This window comes from Bradyrhizobium sp. WSM1743 (genome assembly GCF_000473065.1).
GTDB lineage: Bacteria > Pseudomonadota > Alphaproteobacteria > Rhizobiales > Xanthobacteraceae > Bradyrhizobium.
Window position 1 is genome coordinate 321,365 of the sequence record NZ_AXAZ01000001.1, and the last position, 21,603, is coordinate 342,967.

Sequence of the window (21,603 nt, forward strand, 5' to 3'; positions counted from 1 at the left end):
GGACCGACTGTGCAGTGAAAAGTCAGACGATTGCGCTGTCATCGATTCACCGTCAAACACCGGACTATCACTCGTCAATTCGATCTGCGAAGCTGTGACAACACCACAAATGCGCTTGCAAACAAGCAAGCGTGAAAGGGAGGTTCGCAGTGGATAAAGTGCGACGCTTGCGTGCGATGAGCTCACTGTGCCGCCAACAGGCCGCGTACAACAGCATGAACAAATGGAAGCTGCTCGCAGAAGCAGAATACTGGGATCATCTGGCTGATCTCGAGTTGTCGTCTCACTTCCGACTTTGCAACGCCATTGCATCGAACGAAATCGAGCAGCCTCAAGCGATCACAAACCCTGAATGATGCTGGGCGGAAGACGATTTCCGTATGAGGTCAGAGCGAGGCTGTCGTTTGCCGCTGCTCTCTCACAGAGAGCTGCGGCGGACACATACATGGTCTCGTCGAGCTTTGAAGCAGGACGACTGCATCACCCGGCGTCGTTCGGCCCTTGCACAAGTTGCAACGAGAGAACGCGACGCTGCCCTCACCGGCTTGCCGTCTGGGATAGCGTGTTGAAGCGGGCCTTCTGTTCGCTGCTCAGCGTTGCGTAGAATTCGTCCAGCGCAGGTTCGACCAGCTTGGCGGCGGCGAGCATGGCTTGGAGACGATCCCCCATGGCTTCCAGGCGTCCGACTGGTGTCAACGGCACACTGTCCGGGCAGACGGCTTGCAGTGCTGCGACTGCCTGTTTCGTCGCTTCGTCCAAGCGCTCGAGCGCATCCTTCTGCCGGCCTGCCGGGCGGACAACGGCGCCGATGCGTTCGATCGGCAACTGGGTCAGGCCGGACTTTGGATCGCCGCAGCCCTCGCTACTCGCTTCCTGCTGCTGGGACGAACGGTCACCGACATTGGGTCCGAGCGCGTTGAAGCGGGCCTGCTGTTCGTCGCTGAGCGAGTTATAGAAATTCTCCAGGGCTGGTCGCACGATCTTGACGGCCTCCAGCGTCGCGCTGATGCGATTCATCATCGCGCGCAGGCGGCCAGGGGGAGTCATTGCATAAGTCTCCGCACAGGAGTCCTTGAACACGGCGGCAGCATTGGTCGCCGCGGTCTTCAGCTCGTCGAGCAGTGCGCGTTGCTCCGGTGTCGGCTGCACCGCTCGCGCGATATCATCAAGCGGCCAGGCGGTCACGCCCTTGTCGGGTGTGCCGCACAATTGCTGCAGCGTTCGCGGGCTCACGCTGGCGCGCGGACGCGCGCGGCCGCCGCCGGCTCGCGGATAGTCAGAGCGGTCGATGCTGGCATAGGCAGAATAGGGGCCGTCACCACCCCAGAACACGGTATCGACGAAATCGTCATACGCGTAGGCCCAATAGCCAGGCTCGTAGGCATAGGACCAGAACGTGTAGTTGAATATGTCGGAATAGGCGTAAGGCCAGAACACCGGCCCAAGCCACGCAACGAACACCGCGGGATGGCGGTGACGCCAGGCCTGTCGGGGAGCCCAGCCGCTCTCGCGGGTAAGGAACGCCGCTTGGGTCTGCGCCGTCGCCTGCTCGCGGAACCGCTCCGCGAACCGGCCGCGCTGGGCGGCCTCCACGGCGGCCGCAGCCGCCGGCGTCCGCCCGGCCGGAGCCTGGAGCCCAAGCCGCTGCTGGCGCGCCAGGTCAATCTGCTGCGCGCGCTGCTCACGGTCAAGCAAGCGGTTCTGGGTCTGGAGCATGCGTTGCTGCAGGCGTTGCTCCTGCACGGCTTCCGGCTTTTGCGACTGCAATTGCTGCACGCGCTGCTGGAGGCGTTCGATGCGGGTCTGACGCTCCGCGGTCTGGCGCGACAGCATCTCGCGCTGCCGCTGCTCGACCTGCTGCGAGCGCTGTTGCATGCGTTGCTCGCGCTCAAGCAGGCGGCTCTGCGACTGCAGCAACCGCTGCTGTTCCTGTTGCGCCCTTGCGCCTTCCGGCTTCTGCGATTGCAATTGCTGCACGCGCTGCTGCAAGCGGTCGATGCGGCCTTGGCGTTCCGCGGATTGGCGCGAAAGCGTCTCGCGCGGCGGTCCCGCTCGCTCGCTCACGGCCGGGGGTGCACTTGGGCGCGAGGGGGCGGCGATATGCGGCGTCGGCCGCGGTGCCATCGCCGGCCGTTGCGGAGCTGCCGGCGCCCGATGAAATTCAGGTCGCGGTGCCGCGACGTGCGGCGCCGCCCGCGGCGGCGGCGCAGCGACGTGTGGGGCTGGGCGCGGCGACGGTGAGGCCATGCGAGGCGCCGCATGGTGCGGCGCCATGGCCGGCCGCTGCGCCGCCGCCGGGGGATGGAACGCCGGCGCGGCGGGACGTGCCATGGCTGGCGGCGCGGCGGGCCGTGCCATGGCTGGCGGCGCCGCCGGACGGGCCATGGCCGGTGGTGGTGCCGCTGGCCGTACTGCCGGCGCTGCGGCTGGACCCGGTGGCCCGCCCCTGCCATGTCCCTGGCCGGGTCCTTGGGCGAACGCTGTGATGCTCGCCGCCAGCATCGAGACACCAAAAACAGCCGTAAGGCAAACGCCACGCGGAAGCATGATTGTAGCTCCCAGCTCGTAATCGCCCACGACATTCAACGCACAGCTGGCGGAATCGTTCGTTGTTGGCCACGACCGGCATTGCGATCTTCCGACGCAGGCCTCAAGATTCTGCGTCAGGTGGTGGCGAGCCGCTCCAGCGCCCAGTCGACACGGTAGGATGCGCGGTTGAGAAAGATCGGCAGCCCCTGCTTGTTGGCGTAGATGGGGCGGTAGCGCTCCGTGTTGTAGCTGCTCGCAACGTCCAATTTGCGCGGACCGAGCTTGGCGTCAGGGATGGGCACGAGGTCGTAGCGGCCCTCGACCAGCGCCGACATGAGGCCGGTCTTGCCTTCCAGCATGGCATCGTAGGCCATGTTACCGAAAGTCAGGGCCACAAGCTTGTCGATGAAGTCCGGATCGCCCGATCGCAAATCGTAGGTGAGATCGGAGATGATCGTCTCCTCGCCGGTGCGCTGCTTGATCTCGTCGGCAAGCGATTCCGCCACGTTGGCCTTCTTGCGGTGACCGTAGGCGTCAGGCTCGCCGTATTCCCGCAGCTTGTAGCCTTCCCACTGAGCTCCCTCGCTGAGCACGATCAGCGCGTAGTTGCTTGGATTGGCGCGCTTGTCCTCGATGAGCAACCGGATCAGCTTGTCGAGATCGACCTTATACTCCGGTATGACGCATCGTATCGAGGTCGCATACGCGGTGTAGAGTGCCGTAAATCCGGCATCGCGGCCAAAGACGCGGAAAATGCCAATTCGCTCATGCGAGCCGACGGTAGTGCGCTGCCGCTGGATGGCATCGCTGGCGCGGGTGATCGCGGTCGAGAAGCCGATGCAGTACTCGGTGTTGCGGACGTCATTATCCATCGTCTTCGGGATGGCGATGATCTGGACGCCGAGTTCGTTGAGCTTGGCCGCATAACTGAGCGTGTCGTCGCCGCCGATGGCGATCAGATGTTCGATGCCAAGTTCCGAAAGGTTAGCGAGCACCCGGCTGGTGAGGTCCCACGTCTTTGTCGCGATGCCGCCGTTGGTGCTCAGCGAGACCGGAACATCATTGCCGACGAGATGATCAGGCAGCTTTTGTATTTTGGAGGGATTGACGCGGCTCGAGTGCAGCACGGTGCCGCCGCGTCGGTCGATCGTTCGAGTGTTTTCACGGTTCAGCGGGATGACGTAGTGGGACCTGCTGTTTGGGTCGTCGAGGTTCAGGTGCGTGAGGGCCTCCCAACCACGGCGCAGACCGACAACCTCGATGTCGTCCTCACTGCCGCGATAAGTCACGCTCTTGATGACTGCATTGAGGCCGGCGACGTCGCCGCCGCCCGTGAGAATGCCGATGCGTTTTTTGGCCATATCCACCTCCCGGATAGGCATGTCGTCATAGCGCCTGCATCTGTCGATTGAACGGTGAACGTCGCTCTAGCTTCTGATTGAAGGCGGTCGCTACTCGGCCGCTTCCGGTTTGCGGTCGTCGCGCAGTCGAAAACGCTTCAGCAGTCCGGACACGGTGTCGCGGAAGCCGCCATATTCCAGTTCGGAATAGGGCAGCATGGCGGCGCCAGACCAACCTTGGCTGCGCATCTCGATGGCCTTGCGCTGGGCGCGCCGGCGGACCTCATCCCAAGCCGGGTTGTCGAAGAAATCGGTGCAGGACTCGGCAAACCGGCCTTCCCTGTCGATCGAAAAGCCGACGCAAGAAACGATCGGCAGGCAGTACATGCCGGTAACGGGGGTGTTGAGTGGCACCGGCATGAGCGGCATCACATGCGAGCCGCGTGCATCGCCGCCCACGAAGTGCGCCTTGGCGAACGGCGAGATTATTTCCTCCGGAGCTGGGAATATCCCCTGGTTCCTGACGATCGCGACTGGATCATCCTTGCCGGTGTACTTGCCTGCGATCGCGTGGAGGCGCTGTGCCGAAACGGCCACGACGACCTCGCCATGGGTTCGAGAAATGATGCGATCGATGCCAAAGCGCTCGTTGTCGCGAAGCAGGGCGGCGATGTGGTAGCTGTCGGCGGGTGCGTCAAGCTCGAGTAGGCTGTCGCCGGCTGTGTTGTCCATGTCGATGATATGGAAACGGAATCCCTTGATCATCGGAGGCAGCATCAGCCCAGCGCAGTACATGGGGTCGGCAAAGGCGAGATAGAGCGGCAGGTTGTAGGCGCCGGGACCGCATTTGTCGGCCGCGAACACCATAAAGGACTCCGCGGGTCGCACGCTGGAAAGGCTGTGGTCGAAGCTGAGCTCGGCGACGCCTGGGCCGGCGCCGCGAATGTTCCCGGAAGGCGCGTCGGCGAGAAGATCCTGACCAGCGCCATAGAGCCCGGAGGTCTTCGCGACCGAGGTGGCCGCGAGGAACGTCTTCCAGGCGAGTTGATGGACCTCGGAGCTTCCTTCACCCCGTGTGTGCGTCATGATGATCGCAATGTCGTCGCCGGTGTGGCAGATGAAGCCGTCGATCAGCAGACCATTGCAGATCGCCTTGGCAACCTCGCCCTCGACAGTCGCGATCATGCGTGAAGACGGTTTCGTGTGCCCGCCAACGGAGCCAACGTCAGCTTTGATGACTGAAAGAGTGAGTCTCATGAGCATTTCTCCGATCCGCGCAGCTCTGCGCCTCCGGCCTCGGCGCTTGCTGCGCCGGGCACGGCGCTGCTCATTCGCGGACAAAAACGTCCGTCGCTCCGATAGGTTCCACGCACCCCGTTCATCCGGTTGCCGGGATCATGCAGAGTTTTGCCTTAGGACCATCGTCACTATTTGCTGCGCTGCACGAGTCCGGTTCTGGCCGGGCCGCCAATTGTCGTAGGCCACGGCCGCCATAGCGATCTTCCGACGCCGGCAGTCTCAGGAGAGGTCCTGCGTCAGGGTGGTGGCGAGCCGCTCCAGCGCCCAGTCGACCTGGTCGCTTGTGATCACCAGCGGCGGAGCGATGCGGATCGTTTGCCCATGGGTGTCCTTGGCGAGGATACCCTTGCCCTGGAGCGCCTCGCAGTAGCGGCGGGCGCGGCCGGCCTCGGGATGCAGCTCGACCGCCAGCATCAGGCCGCGCCCGCGCACCTCGCGGATCGTATTGGCACGAATGGCTTTCAAGCCTTCCAGAAAGCGTGCGCCTTGCCTCGCCGCGTTCTCGATCATGCCTTCCTCGACCAGCACGCGCATCGCCGTGCGCGCCACCGCGCAGGCGAGCGGGTTGCCGCCGAAGGTCGAACCATGCTGGCCGGGTCTCAACGTCCCGAGCACGTCGTTGTTCGAGAGCACGGCCGACACCGGATAGAAGCCGCCGGACAGGGCCTTGCCGAGCAGCGTCACGTCCGCCTCTATACCCTCGTGCTGTTCGGCGAGCAGCTTGCCGGTGCGGCCGAGCCCGGTCTGGATCTCGTCGAGCACCAGCATCATGTTGTTGGCGGTGCAGAGCTGGCGCACCTTCGCGAAATAGCCGGCTGGAGGAATGACGACACCGGCTTCGCCCTGGATCGGCTCGACCAGGAAGGCGACGGTGTTTGGGGTGATTGCCTCCTCCAGCGCCGCGGCGTCGCCGAACGGGATGATCTTGAAGCCCGGCGCGAACGGCCCGAAATGTGCGCGGGTCTCGGCGTCGGTTGAAAAGCCGACGATGGCCAGCGTGCGCCCGTGAAAATTGTCGGCGCAGACGATGATCTCGGCCTGGCCGTCCGGCACGCCCTTCACCTCATAGCCCCATTTGCGCACCGACTTGATCGCGCTTTCGACCGCCTCCGCGCCGCTGTTCATCGGCAGCACCTTGTGGGAACCGGTGAGCGCGGCGATCTCCTCGTAGAACAAGGCGAGCTGGTCGTTGTGGAAGGCCCGCGAGGTGAGCGTCAGCCTGTGCGCCTGTTCGACCATGGCGGCCAGGATCTTGGGGTGGCAGTGGCCCTGGCTGACCGCCGAATAGGCCGAGAGGCAGTCGAGGTAACGATTGCCGTCGGTATCCCAGACCCAGACACCTTCGCCGCGCGACAGGACGACCCCGATCGGCTCGTAATTACGGGCCCCAAAGCGTGCTTCCGTTGCGATGAAATCAATGACCGACGAGCTCATCTGTCGTCACTCCATTGCCGCGCGCGGGGGCGTCAACCGATTGCAGCGGCGGCCTTCAGCTTGATTTGGGCATCAGCCTGCCGTCTTGGAAGCCTGCATGCGTCCGATGGTGTAGCCCCAACTGATTTGTTAGAGATGTCAGAGGGTTCTCTACTGTGCATGGGGTTGTTTTCGTCATTTTTGCTTTCGGCCCTCAGCCGATCGCACAGGGCACGCTCAAAAAGCCACGAAACCGGACCCGTCCGCCGCGCACAGGCTGGCCGCCGACGGCATAGTTTGGGAAGCGCGCCAGGAAGCGTGAGATCGCAATCGCCCCTTCCAGCCGAGCCAGCGCCATGCCGGCGCATTGATGCGCGCCGGTGGCGAAGGCCAGATGCCGGTTCGGCGTCCGCGCGATGTCGAAACGTTCGGGGTCGGGAAACTGCGCGGGGTCGCGGTTGGCCGCCCCGATGCACAGCGTCACCGACGTGCCGGCCTCGAGCATGACGCCGCCAAGCTTGACCCGTTCGGTGGTCATGCGGTTGCCGAGCTGGTTGGAGCTCTCGTAGCGCAGCATCTCCTCGACGGCGGTCTTGATCATGTCGGGGTTATCGATCAGCCGCTGCTTCTGGTCCGGATGGCGGTCGAGCGCGACGAGGCCGTTGCCGATGAGATTGGTCGTGGTCTCGTGGCCGGCATTGAGCAGGAAGATGCAATTGTGCAGCAGCTCCTTCTCGGTCAGCCGCTCGCCGTTCTCCTCGTCGTTACCTTCCCCTTGGATGAGACGCGTCAGCACGTCGCGCTCGGGATTGCCGGGCTTCGCGCGCCGGCGCGCGACCAGCGTTTCCAGATAAGCGAGAAAGTCCGTCACCGCCTTGTTGCCGCGCGCGGCGGCTTCGGGCGACACCACTGGCTCGAGGGCGCCGAGGATCGCCAGCGACCAGTCGCGCAGCGGTCCGCGTTCGTCGTGGGGAACGTCGAGCAGATTGCCGATGACTTCGATGGGAATGGAAGCGGCGAAGTCCTCGATCAGCTCGCAGCGCCCCTTGGCGGCGATGGCGTCGAGCAGCCCGTCGACCAGCTTGATGAGATCGCTCTCCATCCCGGCGATCGCGCGCGGCGACAGCGCGCCCATGATCAGGCGGCGCACCCGGGTATGAGCGGGCGGGTCGTTGAAGACGAGGCTGGTGGTGTGGTGCTCGTAGAGCGGGGTGTCGCCGTATTTCGGCGCGAACTCCCGCTTCTTGTCCGAGCTGAAGGATTTTGTGTTCTTGTAGGTGGTGACGAGATCGTCATAGCGGGTCAGGAACACGGTGCCGTTCGGCAGGCGCTTGACCGGCTCGTTCTCCCGCAGTGCACGATAAGTCGGATAGGGGTTGTCGTAGAATTCAGGCGTCAGCTTCTCGAGATCGAAGCTTGCCGCCAGCGCCTTCGCATCTGCGTTCATCCCGTTATACTCGCCGGTTAAAGCCGTTATGCCGTTTTTGTTGTTCTGGTCGGCGCGTGCATGCGTCTACAGTCTTTGCATCTTGCTAGCCGACCGGACAGGAAAATGCACGCACGCGCTGACGCTGCCGACACGGCGCCGAACTGGCCCGACGATATTTTCGCGACATTGCAGCGCTTCGACGTCCGGCAAGTGCCGTACGTGCCCGACGCCGGCCATTCGAAGCTGATCCAGCGCGTGCTGGACTCCTCGACCATGCGCGGCATTCCGCTGACGACCGAGGAGGAGGGCGTGGCGCTTCTCGCCGGCGCGTGGGCCGGCGGCCAGCGCGGCGTGCTGCTGATGCAGTCGAGCGGCGTCGGCAATTGCATCAACATGCTGTCGCTGATCCCGATCCTGCGCTTTCCGTTCCTCACGCTGGTGACCATGCGCGGCGAGTGGGGCGAGTTCAATCCGTGGCAGGTGCCGATGGGATCGACCACGCAGGGCGTGTTCGAGCTCTCGGGCGTCCATGTGCTGCGCGCCTCGCACGCAGCCGAGGTGCCGGCGGTGCTCGAAGCCGCCGCAGCGCAGGCCTACAACGCGCTCACGCCCACCGCCGTCCTTTTGTCGCAGCGCCTGATCGGCGCCAAGGTTTTCACCAAATGAGCAAGGCCAATCTCCTCGACCGCCGTCAGGTGGTCTCCACCCTGCTTGCGAACCGCAAGGACGTGGTCGCGATCGGGGGCCTCGGTGCCTCCACCAACGACATGTGCGCGGCCGGCGACCATGCCCGCAACTTCTATCTCTGGGGTGGCATGGGTGGCGCTGCGATGATCGGGCTCGGACTTGCGCTGGCGCAGCCAAAGCTGCCGGTGCTGGTCATCACCGGCGACGGCGAGATGCTGATGGGCTTGGGCAGCCTTGCCACCATCGGCCTGCAGAAGCCGGCCAACCTGTCGATCGCAGTGCTTGACAACGAGGCCTATGGCGAGACCGGTGGCCAGACCAGCCACACCACCGTCGCCGCCGACCTCGTCGGCATCGCCAAGGCGTGTGGCATTGCGGACAGCCGGGCCGTCACGACCATGGCTGAGGTCGAGGCCTTTGCCAAAGCCGTCCACGACCTCTCCGCCGGGCCGCGCTTTGCCAATGTGAAGATCGACAGCGCCGGCCTGGAGCGAATTCTGCCGACCCGGGACGGGACCTACATCGTCAACCGGATCCGCGGGGACCTGGGCTTCCAGCCGATCTAGCCCGGCGTTGCTCCCTCGAGGGGGGCACCTGCACGCAGGGCGGGTGGCGGGGCGAATTTCCCCTGAATTTGCAACGCATTCAGGTTGCGATGCAACATAGTGCTTGACTTCTGCGTGGGTGAGTGCTTACTCACCCAGCATGAGCTCATTGCGTATGACGAGCGACCTGAGGCGTCAATTGATCCTCGGCGCCGCAAAGCGCTGCTTTGCCCGGCACGGCTACAACGGCACCACGACGAAGAGCGTGGCTGCCGCCGCTGCCATTTCCGAAGCGCTGCTGTTCAAGCATTTCCCGTCCAAGGCGGCGCTCTACGCCGAAATCCTCAGCGACGAATGCGAGGCAGATCCGGCGTTGATGGAGCTGCTCGAGCGGGAGCCGTCGACCGCCACTCTGGTCGAAGTGATCCGTGGCATGGTCGAGCATTTCCTCGAGATCGCCGACGGTCCCGACCAGGAAGAAGCGCAGCGCCTGCGACTGATGGCCACGAGCCATTTGGATGATGGCGAATTCGCCCGTCTGCTATATGCCAAAATCGAGAAACTGATCGGGGCGGTCTTCGTCGCCTCGCTCGAGCGTGCGGTCGCCGGCGGTGACGCGCGTCCATTCAGCGGCGATCCGCTCAACCTGTTCTGGTTTGCACATCACACGGTGATGACGGCTGCGCTGACCAGGCTGCCGGCCACACCTTGCCTCGCTTACGGCAAGGCTGGCGACCTCGAGCGGCAGCTCTGTGAGTTTCTCCTGAGGGGTATCGGACTTAACGACGCTGCAATTGCTTCGCATCTGGGCCGCAATCAGGCCGCGGATGCTGGCAAGGCGGCGATTGCAGAAAGTGCATGACATGAACATCGTAGCCGAACACAAGATTTCGGGCGAACCGATCGACAACAAGGCTCCCAAGCGTCCGGTCCGGCCGGTGCGCTGGTTCATTATCGTCGGCACGCTGCTGGCCGTGCTCGTCGGTGGCCTCGTCTGGTTCAATTTTTTCCGCGGCCAGATGATCAAGCAGTTCTTCGCCAACAACAAGCCGCCGCCCACGGCCGTCAGCGCGGCCGAGGCGAAGTCCGAGGTGATGCCGAACCTGCTCACCGCGGTCGGCAGCCTTGTCGCGGTGCACCAGGTCGACGTCAGCGCCGACGTCAACGGTCGCGTCACCGAGATCAAGTTCGAGCCGGGCACGCATGTCGAAGCCGGCACGCCGCTGGTGCAGCTGTTCGACACGCCCGAGCAGGGCGACCTCGCCAATTACAAGGCGCAGGCGACCGTCGCGCAGCTCTCGCTTGAACGCGCCAAGCAGCTGGCCTCGCGTCAGTTCGGCCCGCAGGCGACCGTCGACCAGGCGCAGGCCGCTTACGACCAGGCACAGGCGGGCATCGCCAAGACCGAGGCGCTGATTTCGCAGAAGCTGGTCCGTGCGCCGTTCTCCGGCGATCTCGGCATGCGCAAGGTCGAGGTCGGCCAGTATCTGACCGCCGGCACGGCGATCGTCTCATTGACCGATCTGTCGGAGCTGTGGGCCAACTTCACGGTGACCGAAAAGGATTCCGGGAGCCTCAAGGTCGGCCAGACCGTTCGGCTGAAGGTCGACGCCTATCCGGGCCGCACCTTCGAGGGCAAGATCACCACGATCGAGCCGCAGATCGCGACCGACACCCGCAACATCCGCGTGCAGGCCACGATCGCCAATCCCGAGAGGATTCTGAAGCCCGGCATGTTCGTGACCACCACGGTGGTGCTGCCGGAGAAGCCGGCGGTGATCACCGTTCCGGAAACGGCGGTCGACTACACGCTGTACGGCGACTCCGTGTTCGTGATCACCGAGAAGAAGGAAGAGGACGGCAAGACCAGCCTCTCCGCGGTGCGCACCTTCGTGCAGACCGGCAACCGGGTCGAAGGTCGTGTCGAAATCGTCAAGGGCCTCAAGACGGGCGACAAGGTCGTCGCCGTCGGCCAGCTCAAGCTGCAATCGGGCGCGGCGGTGTCGATCTCGACCGACCCCGCCCCGCCGATTCCGGCGCAGCCGCCGCGCTACTGATCCACTGCATTCAAGTGATCCGGCTCGGCCGGATCACTTCTCTTGAGACATAGAATCGAGATCGCCGCGATGGCCTTTACCGATATTTTCATCAAGCGTCCGGTCCTGTCGGTCGTCGTCAGCCTGCTGATCCTGCTGATCGGTCTGCGCGCCGCCATGGTGCTGCCGATCCGGCAATATCCGAAGCTGTCGAACACGGTCATCAACATCACGACCGTCTATCCCGGCGCGTCCGCGGACCTGATTCAGGGCTTCATCACTACGCCAATCGAGCAGGCGGTCGCCTCCGCCGAGGGCGTCGACTACATCACTTCGTCCTCGGTGCTCGGCACCTCGACGATCCAGGTCTACATCAAGCTGAACTTCGATCCGAACCAGGCGCTCACCGAGGTGCTCGCAAAGACGAACTCGGTGAAATACCTGATCCCGAAGGAATCCAACGACCCGATCGTCACCAAGACCACAGGCCAGACCACGGCGGTGATGTATCTCGGCTTCTCCTCGGAGGAGCTGTCCGGTTCGGCCATTTCCGACTATCTGACGCGGGTGGTGCAGCCGGTGCTGTCGACCGTGGACGGCGTGGCGTCAGCCGACATTCTGGGCGGCCAGACCTTTGCGATGCGGCTGTGGCTCGATCCCGTGAAAATGGCGGGCCGCAACGTGTCGCCGGCTGACGTTGCGGCGGCGATCCAGGCCAACAACTTCCAATCCGCGGCAGGCCAGACCAAGGGCTACCTCATCGTTTCGAACGTTTCGACGAATACGGGCCTGACCGACGTCAACCAGTTCAAGAAGATGATCGTCAAGGCCAAGGACGGCGGCTTCGTGCGGATGGAGGATATCGCCACCGTCGAGCTTGCCGCCCAGAGCACGGATGCCAGCGTCGCCTTCAACGGCGAGCACGCGATCTTCATCGGTGTGCAGGCAACGCCGCAAGGCAACCCGCTGACTCTGGTGAAGGGCGTGCGCGCGCTGTTCCCCGAGCTCGAGCGCAATCTGCCGCCGTCGATGAAGATGAAGGTCGCCTACGATTCGACCAAGTTCATTCAGTCCTCGATCGACGAGGTGGAGAAGACGCTCGGCGAAGCCGTGATCATCGTGATCGTGGTCATCTTCCTGTTCCTGGCCTCGCTCCGCTCGGTCATTATTCCCGTCGTCACCATCCCGCTGTCGATGATCGGCGTCTGCACCCTGATGCTGGCACTGGGCTTCAGCTTCAACCTCTTGACCCTGCTCGCGATGGTGCTCGCGATCGGCCTCGTGGTCGACGACGCCATCGTCGTGGTGGAGAACATCCATCGCCACCTTGAGGAGGGCAAGACACCGGTCCAGGCCTCGCTGCAAGGTGCGCGCGAAATCGTCGGGCCCGTCATCTCGATGACCATCACGCTTGCTGCGGTGTACGCGCCGATCGGCTTTCTCGGCGGCCTCACCGGTTCGCTGTTCCGCGAATTCGCCTTCACACTCGCCGGCTCGGTGATCGTGTCGGGCGTGATCGCGCTGACGCTGTCGCCGATGATGTGCTCGGTGCTGCTGAAGAACACCGAGGAGGGCCGCTTTGCCAAGCTCGTGAACCGGGTGTTCGGCGCGATGACGCGATGGTACGGCCGCAAGCTCGATCGCTCGCTCGACTACCGTCCCATCACGTTCCTTTTTGCGGTCACGATCCTTGGACTGGTCGGCTTCCTCTGGTTCCATACTTCGGCGGAGCTAGCGCCCGAGGAGGACCAAGGGATCGTGTTCGCGGTAACCAAGGCGCCGAAATACGCCAACATCGACTATGTCGATTTCTACGGCGACAAGCTGGATAAGGAGTTCCAGAAATTTCCCGAGACTGATCTGCGCTTCGTGCTGAACGGCATCAACGGCCCGCAGGGCGGCATCGCCGGCATGCTCTTGAAGCCCTGGGACGAGCGCAAGCGCTCGTCGATCCAGCTGAAGCCGCTGGTGCAGGCCGAGCTCTCCAAGATCGAGGGCGTGCAGGCCTTCGCCTTCAACCTGCCGCCGCTGCCGGGCGGGCCGGGCGGCTTGCCGGTGCAGATGGTGATCAACTCCACCGCGGGGTTCCAGGCGGTCTATGAGCAGATGGAGAAGCTGAAGGACGCTGCGCGCAAGAGCGGCATGTTCATCGTCTCCGACAGCGATCTCAACTTCAACCAGCCGAACGTAAAGGTGACGATCGACCGCACCAAGGCGCAGGATCTTGGCGTCAACATGCAGAATCTCGGCGCCACGCTCGCGGTCTTGCTGGGCGGTAACTACATCAATCGCTTCAATCTGGAGGGTCGGTCGTACCAGGTCATTCCGCAGGTGCCGCGCGGCAAGCGGCTCTCGCCGGAATCGCTCGGCGGCTTCTATGTAACCACCAACACTGGCCAGCAGCTTCCGCTGTCGACGGTGGTCTCGATCGAGACCAAGACCGATCCGAATTCACTGACGCATTACAATCAGCTCAATTCGGCGACGTTCTCGGCCGTGCCGATGCCTGGCGTGACCATGGGCGCTGCGGTCGACTTTCTGGAGGGCGAAGCAAAGAAGCTGCCGCAAGGTTTCAGCCACGACTATCTCTCGGAAAGCCGGCAGTACGTGCAGGAGGGTAATCAGCTCCTCATTACGATGGGATTCGCGCTGATCATCATCTTCCTGGTGCTGGCGGCGCAGTTCGAGAGCTTGCGTGACCCGCTGGTGATCATGATCTCGGTGCCGATGGCGATCGTCGGCGCCCTGATCCCGCTCTACTTCGGCGTTGCGACCATGAACATCTACACGAAGGTCGGTCTGCTGACCCTGATCGGCCTGATCACCAAGCACGGCATCCTGATGGTGGAGTTCGCCAACGAGCTCCAGGTCAACGAGCGGCTCGACCGCCGCTCGGCCATCGAGATGTCGGCCCGTATCCGCCTGCGGCCGATCCTGATGACGACGGCCGCGATGGTGACCGGCCTGATCCCGCTCTTGACCGCGACCGGCGCGGGCGCGGCCAGCCGCTTCTCGATCGGCCTGGTCGTCGTCGTCGGTATGTCCATCGGCACGCTGTTCACGCTGTTCGTGCTGCCGGCTGTTTACGTGGTGCTGGCGACCGACCATCGCGCGGCGGCCGATTCCGAGCGGAACAAGCAGGTCAACGAACTCGACCTTGATTCAAAGGTGCTGCGGCCGACCTAAAGCCCGCACGGCAAGCTGGTTCCGAGGGCGGCAGCGGTCATCCGCTGCCGCCCTTTTTCGTTGTGCCTCGGGCAAGCCCTTCGCCGCGCTTGCGAGAGACAAGGTCCTGTCTTCTTGCTAGGTTCCGCGGGATGAGCCTTTCCCTCCACCCCGATACACCTCAAGCCGGGACGCTGCCGAGCGCGGCCCCGGGCGAGGCCGCGTCCGGCGGAACGGCGGGCCGCGGAATCAGGACCCGGCTCTTCGCCAAGTACGTCGCGCTGTTCGTGGCCGTCGTCGCCATCGCGCTGCTCGCGAATGGCTTGTTCGAGGTCTTCTTCTATTATCGCGAGCACAAGGCCTCGCTGATCCGGGTCCAGCACGAGCAGGCCGAGGCGGCCGCGGCCAAGATCGGCCAGTTCGTCAAGGAGATCGAGAGCCAGCTCGGCTGGACCACGCAATTGCCCTGGTCGGGAGGCTCGATCGAGCAGCGCCGCTTCGACGCGCTGCGGCTGCTCCGCCAAGTGCCTGCCGTCACCGAGATCGCCCAGGTGGATTCGACCGGCAAGGAGCGGCTGCGGGTCTCGCGGCTGGCGATGAACGCGCTCGAAAGCGGGCTCGATCTGTCGAGCGATCCGAAGTTCACCGAGGCGGTCGCGCACAAGGTCTATTACGGGCCGGTCTATTTCCGCCGGGAGTCCGAGCCCTACATGACGCTGGCGCTGGCGGGAGCGCGCAAGGATGCCGGCGTCAGCATCGCGGAGGTCAATCTCAAGCTGATCTGGGACGTCGTATCCCAGATCAAGGTCGGCGAGCACGGCCACGCTTACGTGGTCGGTCCGGAGGGACGTCTGATCGCGCATCCCGACATCAGCCTCGTCCTGCGCAATACCGACATGTCCAAGCTCGCGCAGGTGCGGGGTGCCCGGGCCGGTGGCGGCACCATGCCGGACTCATTGCAAGAGGCGACCAACATCCAGGGGCAGACGGTTCTGACAGCCTCCGCCCCCATCGCGCCGCTGGGCTGGACCATGTTCGTGGAGCTTCCTGTCGAAGAGGCCTACGCTTCGCTCTATGCCTCGCTGCAACGCCTTGCGATCGTGCTGCTCGCCGCGTCGATTTTGGCGGTGCTTGCCGGGGTTTTCCTGGCGCGCCGCATGGTCGGGCCGATCCAGGCGCTGCGCAGCGGCGCCGAGCGCATCGGCGGCGGCGACTTCTCCCAGCGCATCTCGATCAAGACCGGCGACGAGCTCGAAGGCCTCGCCGACCAGTTCAACGAGATGGGCGCACGTTTGCAGGAATCCTATGCCGACCTCGAGAACAAGGTCGAACGGCGCACTGCGGAATTGAGCGAGGCCCTGCAGCAGCAGACTGCGACCGCCGACGTGTTGAAAGTCATCAGCCGTTCGGCGTTCGATCTGCAAGCCGTGCTGAACACACTCGTCGGGTCGGCGGCTCGCTTGTGTGACGCCGATGAAGGGACGATCTTTCGGCCTAGCGATGGAGTCTTCTATTTGGCCGCAAGCTGCGGGCTTGACCCGGAGCAAGAGAACAAGCTCCGGACCTTCGCTTCCGTGCCCGAGCGGGGAAGTGTGGTTGGGCGCACGCTGCTCGATCGAAAGACGGTCCATGTCCCGGATGTGCAGGCCGATCCGGAATTTGCACCCTCGTCCGCTCGCAGGCGGTCCAACGTGCGGACGATGCTTGGCGTGCCTTTGCTCCGGGAGGGGACCCCAATCGGGGTATTCGTCTTGACGCGACACATGGTGCGTCCCTTTAGCGAGAAGCAGATCGAACTCGCCACCACCTTTGCCGATCAGGCCCTGATCGCGATCGAGAACGTCCGATTGTTTGAGGAGGTCCAGGAGCGCACCAGAGAGCTATCGCAGTCGCTCGACGACCTGCGCACCGCGCAGGACCGTTTGATTCAGACCGAGAAGCTCGCTTCCCTCGGCCAGCTCACCGCCGGCATTGCCCACGAGATCAAGAACCCGCTCAATTTCATCAACAATTTCTCCGCGGTCTCGACCGAGCTGATCGATGAACTCAACGCGACCCTGCAATCGGCCGCGCTCGACGGCAAGACAAAGGAGGAGGTTGACGAGCTGACCGCCATGCTCAGGGGCAATCTCGATAAGGTGGTGCAGCACGGCAAACGCGCCGATTCCATCGTCCGGAACATGTTGCTGCATTCGCGCGAAGGCTCCGGCGAACATCGCGCCATCGACATCAATGCCGTCGTGGAGGAAAGCCTCAATCTGGCCTATCACGGCGCGCGCGCCGAGAGGCCGGCCTTCAACGTCACGCTCCAGCGCGCGTTCGATCCCGCTGCCGGCATGGTCGACATCTATCCGCAGGAGATCACGCGCGTCTTCCTCAACCTGATCTCGAACGGCTTCTATGCCACTGCCAAGCGTAAGGAGAGCGAGGGCGATGCCTTCGAGCCGACCCTGAACATTGCAACCAAATCTCTCGGCGACAGCGTCGAAATCCGGATCCGCGATAACGGCACCGGAATTCCACCCGAAGTGAAGGAGAAGATGTTCAATCCCTTCTTCACCACCAAGCCGGCCGGTGAGGGCACCGGGCTCGGGCTTTCGATGAGTCACGACATCGTGGTGAAACAACACGGCGGCACGATCGACGTGAACACCACACCTGGCGTATTCACCGAATTCATCATCACGCTGCCGCGCGCGATGGCAGCGGGCGACACTACCGGAGGAAAGTCTTGAACGTTTACATCCTGGTCGTCGATGACGAGCCCGACGTCGAGGCGCTGTTCCGGCAGCAGTTCCGGCGCGACCTGCGCGCCGGCCGCTTCCAGATGGAGTTCGCGCTCTCGGCTCCCGAGGCGCTCAAGCGCGCCGCCGAGGTTCGCGATCCCTCGCTGATCCTGATCCTGTCTGACGTCAACATGCCCGGCATGAGCGGGCTCGACATGCTGCCGAAGGTGCGTGTTGCGCATCCGGACGTTCCCGTCATCATGATCACCGCCTATGGCGACGCGGAGACGCGCCGAAAGGCGATCGAGCGCGGCGCCGTCGGGCTTCTCACCAAGCCGATCGACTTCGCGCTGCTGCGCCAGGAGATCGACACGAGGCTCGAGCAAGCCGCATGACTGCGACCATCCTCTTCGTCGACGACGAGCCGGACCTTGAGGCTCTGATCCTGCAGAAATTCCGCAGGCAGATTCGCGATGGGCAGCTCGCTCTCATCTTCGCGCGCGACGGCCTGGAGGCGCTGCAATCGCTCGAGCAGAACCCGCATGTCGACATGGTGGTTTCCGACATCAACATGCCGCGGATGGACGGGTTGTCGCTGCTGGCGAAGCTCCAGGAGACCGAAGACAAGAAATCGACCATCATCGTCTCCGCCTATGGCGACATGAGCAACATCCGCACAGCCATGAACCGCGGCGCATTCGATTTCCTGACCAAGCCGATCGATTTTGCCGATCTGGAAGCCACGATCGAGAAGACCATCCGGCATGTGGAGATGCTGCGCGACGTGCGGCGGCGCCAGATGGAGGCCGAGCGCGCCCATGCCTCGCTGTCGCGCTTCTTCTCGCCGGAGATCGCAAGACGCCTGGCGACGAATGTCGACGGCAACGGCATGGAGGTGCAGTGGCGCGATGTCGCCAGCCTCTTCACCGACATCACTGGCTTCACCTCGCTGGTCGAGACTGCGGCGCCGCAGACGCTGGGCGAGCTCCTCAACGAATATGTCGGCGGCATGACCGAGATCGTCTTTGCCCATGAGGGGACGGTCGCCAAGATCATCGGCGATGCGATTCAGGTGCTTTTCAACGCACCCGGCGACCAGCCCGACTATGCGACGCGTGCAGTCGCCTGTGCCCATGATCTCGACGCGTGGGCGGAGGACTTTTCCTCGCGCTGGAAGGCGAGAGGTGTGAATTTCGGGACCACCCGCATCGGTGCCCATGCTGGTCCGGCGCTGGTCGGCAATTTCGGCGGCAACCGCTTCTTCGACTACACGGCCTATGGCGACTCCATCAACATCGCGGCGCGTCTCGAAGCAGCCAACAAACATCTGGGCACCCGCATTTGCGTCAGCGCCAGCGTGGCCCAAGCGGCTGAGAATTTTCAAGGCCGCCCCGTGGGCGACCTGATACTGCGTGGCCGCAGCGAACCGCTGCGCGCGTTCGAACCGTTGCCGCAGGCCAAGTTCGAAGCGCCGGAAACGGCGCTTTATTCCGAGGCTTTCGCCAAGATGGAGGCCGGCGATGCCGCTGCCATGCCGGCCTTTGCCGCGCTGGTCGGCATGCACGCCGACGATCCGCTGGCCGGTTTTCACCTGAAGCGCCTGCTGAACGGCGCCAAGGGCACTCGCATGCAATTGGAATAGGAGTCCGTCATGACGCGCGAATTCTCCGCTGGCAACTACCGTTTCATTCCGTCCGTGTTCCAGTATTCCGCGGGCGCGGCCGCAGATGACGGCTACGAGATCGAGCGCGTCCGCTTCGACCGCCTGGTGCCGCTCGCGGAAGGATTTGCGCTGGCCGCAAAATTCATCGGGGAGGCGGGGCGTCCGCTGACGGCATTCTGCGCCTGCGAGCTGCGCTCACCGGCGGCCTTCAGCGAGGAAGGCTTTCGCGCGTTCAACCTGCACTATGTGAAGACGCTGTCGGAATGGGGCATCTTCGACGGCACCACCAATCCGGTGGCGCGCAGCAATGTCTGTCCGGAGATCGATCCGCCGTCCGAGCCGTCCTTCTACGCATTCTCCTTCACGCGCCCGACGCGATCAAACGCACCCAGCTTCGTCATCGCCGGCGGTGCGGAGGCACGCGAGGGCAGCGGCACTTATGTCGCGCGCACGGTGCGCTACCGCGACCTCAGCCCGGAGGGGCTGCGCGAGAAGGTGCGGTTCACCACCACGTCGCAGATGGAAAACCGGATGGCGGCTTTCGGCTTCGGCTGGAAGGACACGACCGGCGTGCAGGCCTATTCCGTGCACGACTTCCACCACGCGCTGGTCGACGAGCTGGTCCGCCGTGGCGCGCTGCGCTCCGGCCTGACCTGGCATTTCGCCCGGCCACCAGTGGTCGATCTCGAATACGAGATGGATTGCCGCCGCGTGATGCGGGAGGTCGTTATTTGATCCGTCGACGGTCGATATCGACCTCTCCTGTAGGGAGAGGTCGGCGCGTAGCGCCGGGTGATGGGTCATGTTCCCTCGATGGAGCTGATCCCCTCACCAGAATTGCTTCGCAATTCGACTTCTCCCTCCGGGAGAGGTGAACGAACCTTGCCGTTAGCTTTTTTCGTCGCCTCAACGCTGCCTGGGATCGAGCGCGTCGCGCAGGCCGTCGCCGAGCAGGTTCAGTGACAACACCACGAGAAAGATCGCAAGTCCCGGCCAGACCGCCATCCAGGGCGCCTGGGTCAGGAAGCGTTGCGCGGCGTTGAGCATGCTGCCCCAGGATGGCGCCGGCGGCTGCTGTCCGAGGCCGAGGAAGGACAGCGCTGCCTCGGCGATGATGGCGGCCGCGATCGACAGAGTCGCCTGCACCAGCAGCGACGGCAGGATGTTCGGCAGGATGTGAGCGAATGCGATCCGCCAGGGCGGGTTGCCGAGCGCACGCGCAGCCTCGACATAATCTTCCGCCTTGACGCTCAGCACCTGGCCGCGGGTCAGGCGGATGAAGATCGGGGTTGCCGAGATGCCGATCGCGATCATGGCATTGCCGAGGCTCGGACCGAGGAACGCGGCCAGCGCGATCGCCAGGATCAGGAACGGGCAGGCCAGCATCGCATCGGTGATACGGCTGATCAGCGCGTCGGCAAAGCCGCCGCGATAGCCGGCGAGCAGGCCAAGCGGCACGCCGATGCCGAGCGCGATCGCGACCGAGATCAGGCCTGCGAGAAGGGAGGCGCGCGCGCCGTAGACGACGCGGCTCAGGATGTCGCGGCCGAGCTCGTCGGTGCCGAACCAGTGCGCCGCAGTCGGCGGCTTGCGAACCAGGCTCCAGCTCGTTGCGACGGGATCATAGGGCACGACGATGGGCGCGAGAACTGCGAGCGCGATGAAGGCCGAGATCACGACAAGCCCGAACACCGCCGCTTTGCGCTTGAACAGCCGCCGCCGCGCGCGGCGCGCCGGGCTGTCGAGCTCGTGGGCCTGCGTGGCGGGGCTGGCTGGGAGCGCTGCGTCGGTCATCGCCTAGCCCTCAGCCGCGGGTTGACGAAGATATAGGCGACGTCGGCGACGAGGTTCAGCGTGATGTAGACGGTGGCGGTCACGAGCACCACGCCCTGGACCACGGCGTAGTCACGGTTGAAGACCGCGTCCACGATCAGCTTGCCGAAGCCGGGAATGGAGAAGATCTGCTCGGTCAGCACCGCGCCGGACAACAAAGTGCCGAGCTCGAGCGCGCCGAGCGTGATGATGGGCGTGAGCGCGTTGCGCATGGCGTGCTTGAGGATCACCACGCGCTCGGAAAGCCCTTTCGCTCGCGCCGTGCGGACATAGTCGCTCTCCAGCACCTGGAGCATGGCGCTGCGGGTATGCCGCATCAGAATTGCGGAGATTGCATTGCCGAGCACGAAGGCCGGCATGATGGTGGCGGCGAGGCTCGCGCGCCAGTCCTCGGTGAGCGGTACGTAGCCCGACGCCGGCAGCCAGCCGAGCTTGATCGAGAACAGGAAGATCAAGAGGATTCCCAGCCAGAAATTCGGCGTCGAGATGCCCCAGAGGGCGAACAGATTGGCACCATAATCCCACGCCGTGCCCTTCTTCACGGCGGAGACGATGCCGGCGGGAATGCCGATGAAGAACGCGATCAGGATCGCCATCGAGCCGAGCTGGAGCGTGACCGGCAGCTTCTGCGCGATCAGCTCGCGCACCGGCATCTTGTTGCGCAGGGATTCGCCGAAATCGCCCGACAGAACTCCCTTGAGCCAATAGACGTATTGCACGGGAATTGGCTGGTCCAGCCGGTGTTGCCGGCGGATTTGCTCGATCACGGCGGGATCGCGCTCCTCGCCGGCCATCACCAGCGCCGGGTCGCCCGGCAGCAATTGCTGCAGCGAGAAAATCAGTACCGACACGAAGAACAATGTCGGTACGATCTGCGCGATCCGGCGAGCGAGGAAGTTCAGCATGATGCCCCACGTGTCCCGGGCGCTGCGCAACAT

At 64.0% G+C, this 21,603-nt stretch carries 17 protein-coding genes; 10 read left to right on the forward strand and 7 right to left on the reverse strand.

Annotated features, from left to right (window positions below; translation table 11 throughout):
• Window positions 1–149: 149 nt before the first annotated feature.
• Window positions 150–356 (forward strand): hypothetical protein, encoded by a 207-nt coding sequence (locus YU9_RS40585; protein ID WP_036016771.1) that lies wholly within the window; start codon window positions 150–152, stop codon window positions 354–356.
• A 181-nt stretch (window positions 357–537) separates the two neighbouring features.
• Here the strand turns inward: YU9_RS40585 and YU9_RS0101570 are convergent, their stop codons facing one another.
• From YU9_RS0101570 to YU9_RS0101590, 5 genes are all read right to left on the reverse strand, one after another.
• Window positions 538–2,064 carry a Spy/CpxP family protein refolding chaperone gene (locus YU9_RS0101570; RefSeq protein WP_245266272.1) on the reverse strand — a complete coding sequence of 509 codons (1,527 nt, stop codon included), beginning with the start codon at window positions 2,062–2,064 and terminating at the stop codon, window positions 538–540.
• Window positions 2,065–2,663: 599 nt separating this feature from the next.
• Window positions 2,664–3,890, reverse strand: a complete 1,227-nt coding sequence (locus YU9_RS40590; protein WP_051380300.1) for a 6-phosphofructokinase — start codon at window positions 3,888–3,890, stop codon at window positions 2,664–2,666.
• Window positions 3,891–3,980: 90 nt separating this feature from the next.
• A complete protein-coding gene (locus YU9_RS0101580) occupies window positions 3,981–5,210 on the reverse strand; it encodes a fructose-1,6-bisphosphatase (protein WP_305728058.1) in 1,230 nt (409 codons plus the stop codon).
• Window positions 5,211–5,387: 177 nt separating this feature from the next.
• Window positions 5,388–6,602 (reverse strand): ornithine--oxo-acid transaminase, encoded by a 1,215-nt coding sequence (gene rocD, locus YU9_RS0101585; protein ID WP_027571191.1) that lies wholly within the window; start codon window positions 6,600–6,602, stop codon window positions 5,388–5,390.
• 193 nt (window positions 6,603–6,795) lie between these two features.
• Window positions 6,796–8,028: a cytochrome P450 gene (locus YU9_RS0101590; protein ID WP_027571192.1), complete on the reverse strand. Its 1,233-nt coding sequence runs from the start codon at window positions 8,026–8,028 to the stop codon at window positions 6,796–6,798.
• A 105-nt stretch (window positions 8,029–8,133) separates the two neighbouring features.
• On the opposite strand from YU9_RS0101590, the gene YU9_RS0101595 reads away from it, so the two are divergent.
• The 9 genes from YU9_RS0101595 to YU9_RS0101635 all read left to right on the forward strand — a co-directional run bounded on the left by YU9_RS0101595 (window position 8,134) and on the right by YU9_RS0101635 (window position 19,567).
• A complete protein-coding gene (locus YU9_RS0101595) occupies window positions 8,134–8,676 on the forward strand; it encodes a phosphonopyruvate decarboxylase (protein ID WP_027571193.1) in 543 nt (180 codons plus the stop codon).
• A complete protein-coding gene (locus tag YU9_RS0101600; protein WP_027571194.1) occupies window positions 8,673–9,263 on the forward strand; it encodes a thiamine pyrophosphate-dependent enzyme in 591 nt (196 codons plus the stop codon). The genes YU9_RS0101595 and YU9_RS0101600 overlap by 4 nt, the downstream gene beginning before the upstream one ends.
• 139 nt (window positions 9,264–9,402) lie before the next feature.
• On the forward strand, window positions 9,403–10,104 hold the full coding sequence (locus tag YU9_RS0101605) for a TetR/AcrR family transcriptional regulator (protein WP_063623695.1): 702 nt from the start codon (window positions 9,403–9,405) through the stop codon (window positions 10,102–10,104).
• 1 nt (window position 10,105) lies between these two features.
• Window positions 10,106–11,299 (forward strand): efflux RND transporter periplasmic adaptor subunit, encoded by a 1,194-nt coding sequence (locus tag YU9_RS0101610; protein ID WP_027571196.1) that lies wholly within the window; start codon window positions 10,106–10,108, stop codon window positions 11,297–11,299.
• A 69-nt stretch (window positions 11,300–11,368) separates the two neighbouring features.
• Complete coding sequence (locus tag YU9_RS0101615; RefSeq protein WP_027571197.1) at window positions 11,369–14,464, forward strand: MexW/MexI family multidrug efflux RND transporter permease subunit; 3,096 nt, start codon at window positions 11,369–11,371, stop codon at window positions 14,462–14,464.
• 131 nt (window positions 14,465–14,595) lie between these two features.
• Window positions 14,596–17,178: a sensor histidine kinase gene (locus YU9_RS0101620; RefSeq protein ID WP_027571198.1), complete on the forward strand. Its 2,583-nt coding sequence runs from the start codon at window positions 14,596–14,598 to the stop codon at window positions 17,176–17,178.
• Window positions 17,175–17,564, forward strand: coding sequence for a response regulator (locus YU9_RS0101625; protein ID WP_027571199.1), 390 nt, complete (start codon window positions 17,175–17,177; stop codon window positions 17,562–17,564). The genes YU9_RS0101620 and YU9_RS0101625 overlap by 4 nt, the downstream gene beginning before the upstream one ends.
• Entirely contained in the window at window positions 17,561–18,811 is a 1,251-nt protein-coding gene (locus YU9_RS0101630; RefSeq protein ID WP_027571200.1) for an adenylate/guanylate cyclase domain-containing protein, read from the forward strand. The genes YU9_RS0101625 and YU9_RS0101630 overlap by 4 nt, the downstream gene beginning before the upstream one ends.
• A 9-nt stretch (window positions 18,812–18,820) precedes the next feature.
• Window positions 18,821–19,567 (forward strand): hypothetical protein, encoded by a 747-nt coding sequence (locus YU9_RS0101635; protein ID WP_027571201.1) that lies wholly within the window; start codon window positions 18,821–18,823, stop codon window positions 19,565–19,567.
• Between the two features lie 171 nt (window positions 19,568–19,738).
• Here YU9_RS0101635 and YU9_RS0101640 read toward each other — a convergent pair whose 3' ends face one another.
• Complete coding sequence (locus YU9_RS0101640) at window positions 19,739–20,626, reverse strand: ABC transporter permease (RefSeq protein WP_027571202.1); 888 nt, start codon at window positions 20,624–20,626, stop codon at window positions 19,739–19,741.
• Window positions 20,623–21,570, reverse strand: a complete 948-nt coding sequence (locus tag YU9_RS0101645; protein WP_027571203.1) for an ABC transporter permease — start codon at window positions 21,568–21,570, stop codon at window positions 20,623–20,625. The genes YU9_RS0101640 and YU9_RS0101645 overlap by 4 nt, the downstream gene beginning before the upstream one ends.
• Window positions 21,571–21,603 lie beyond the last annotated feature (33 nt).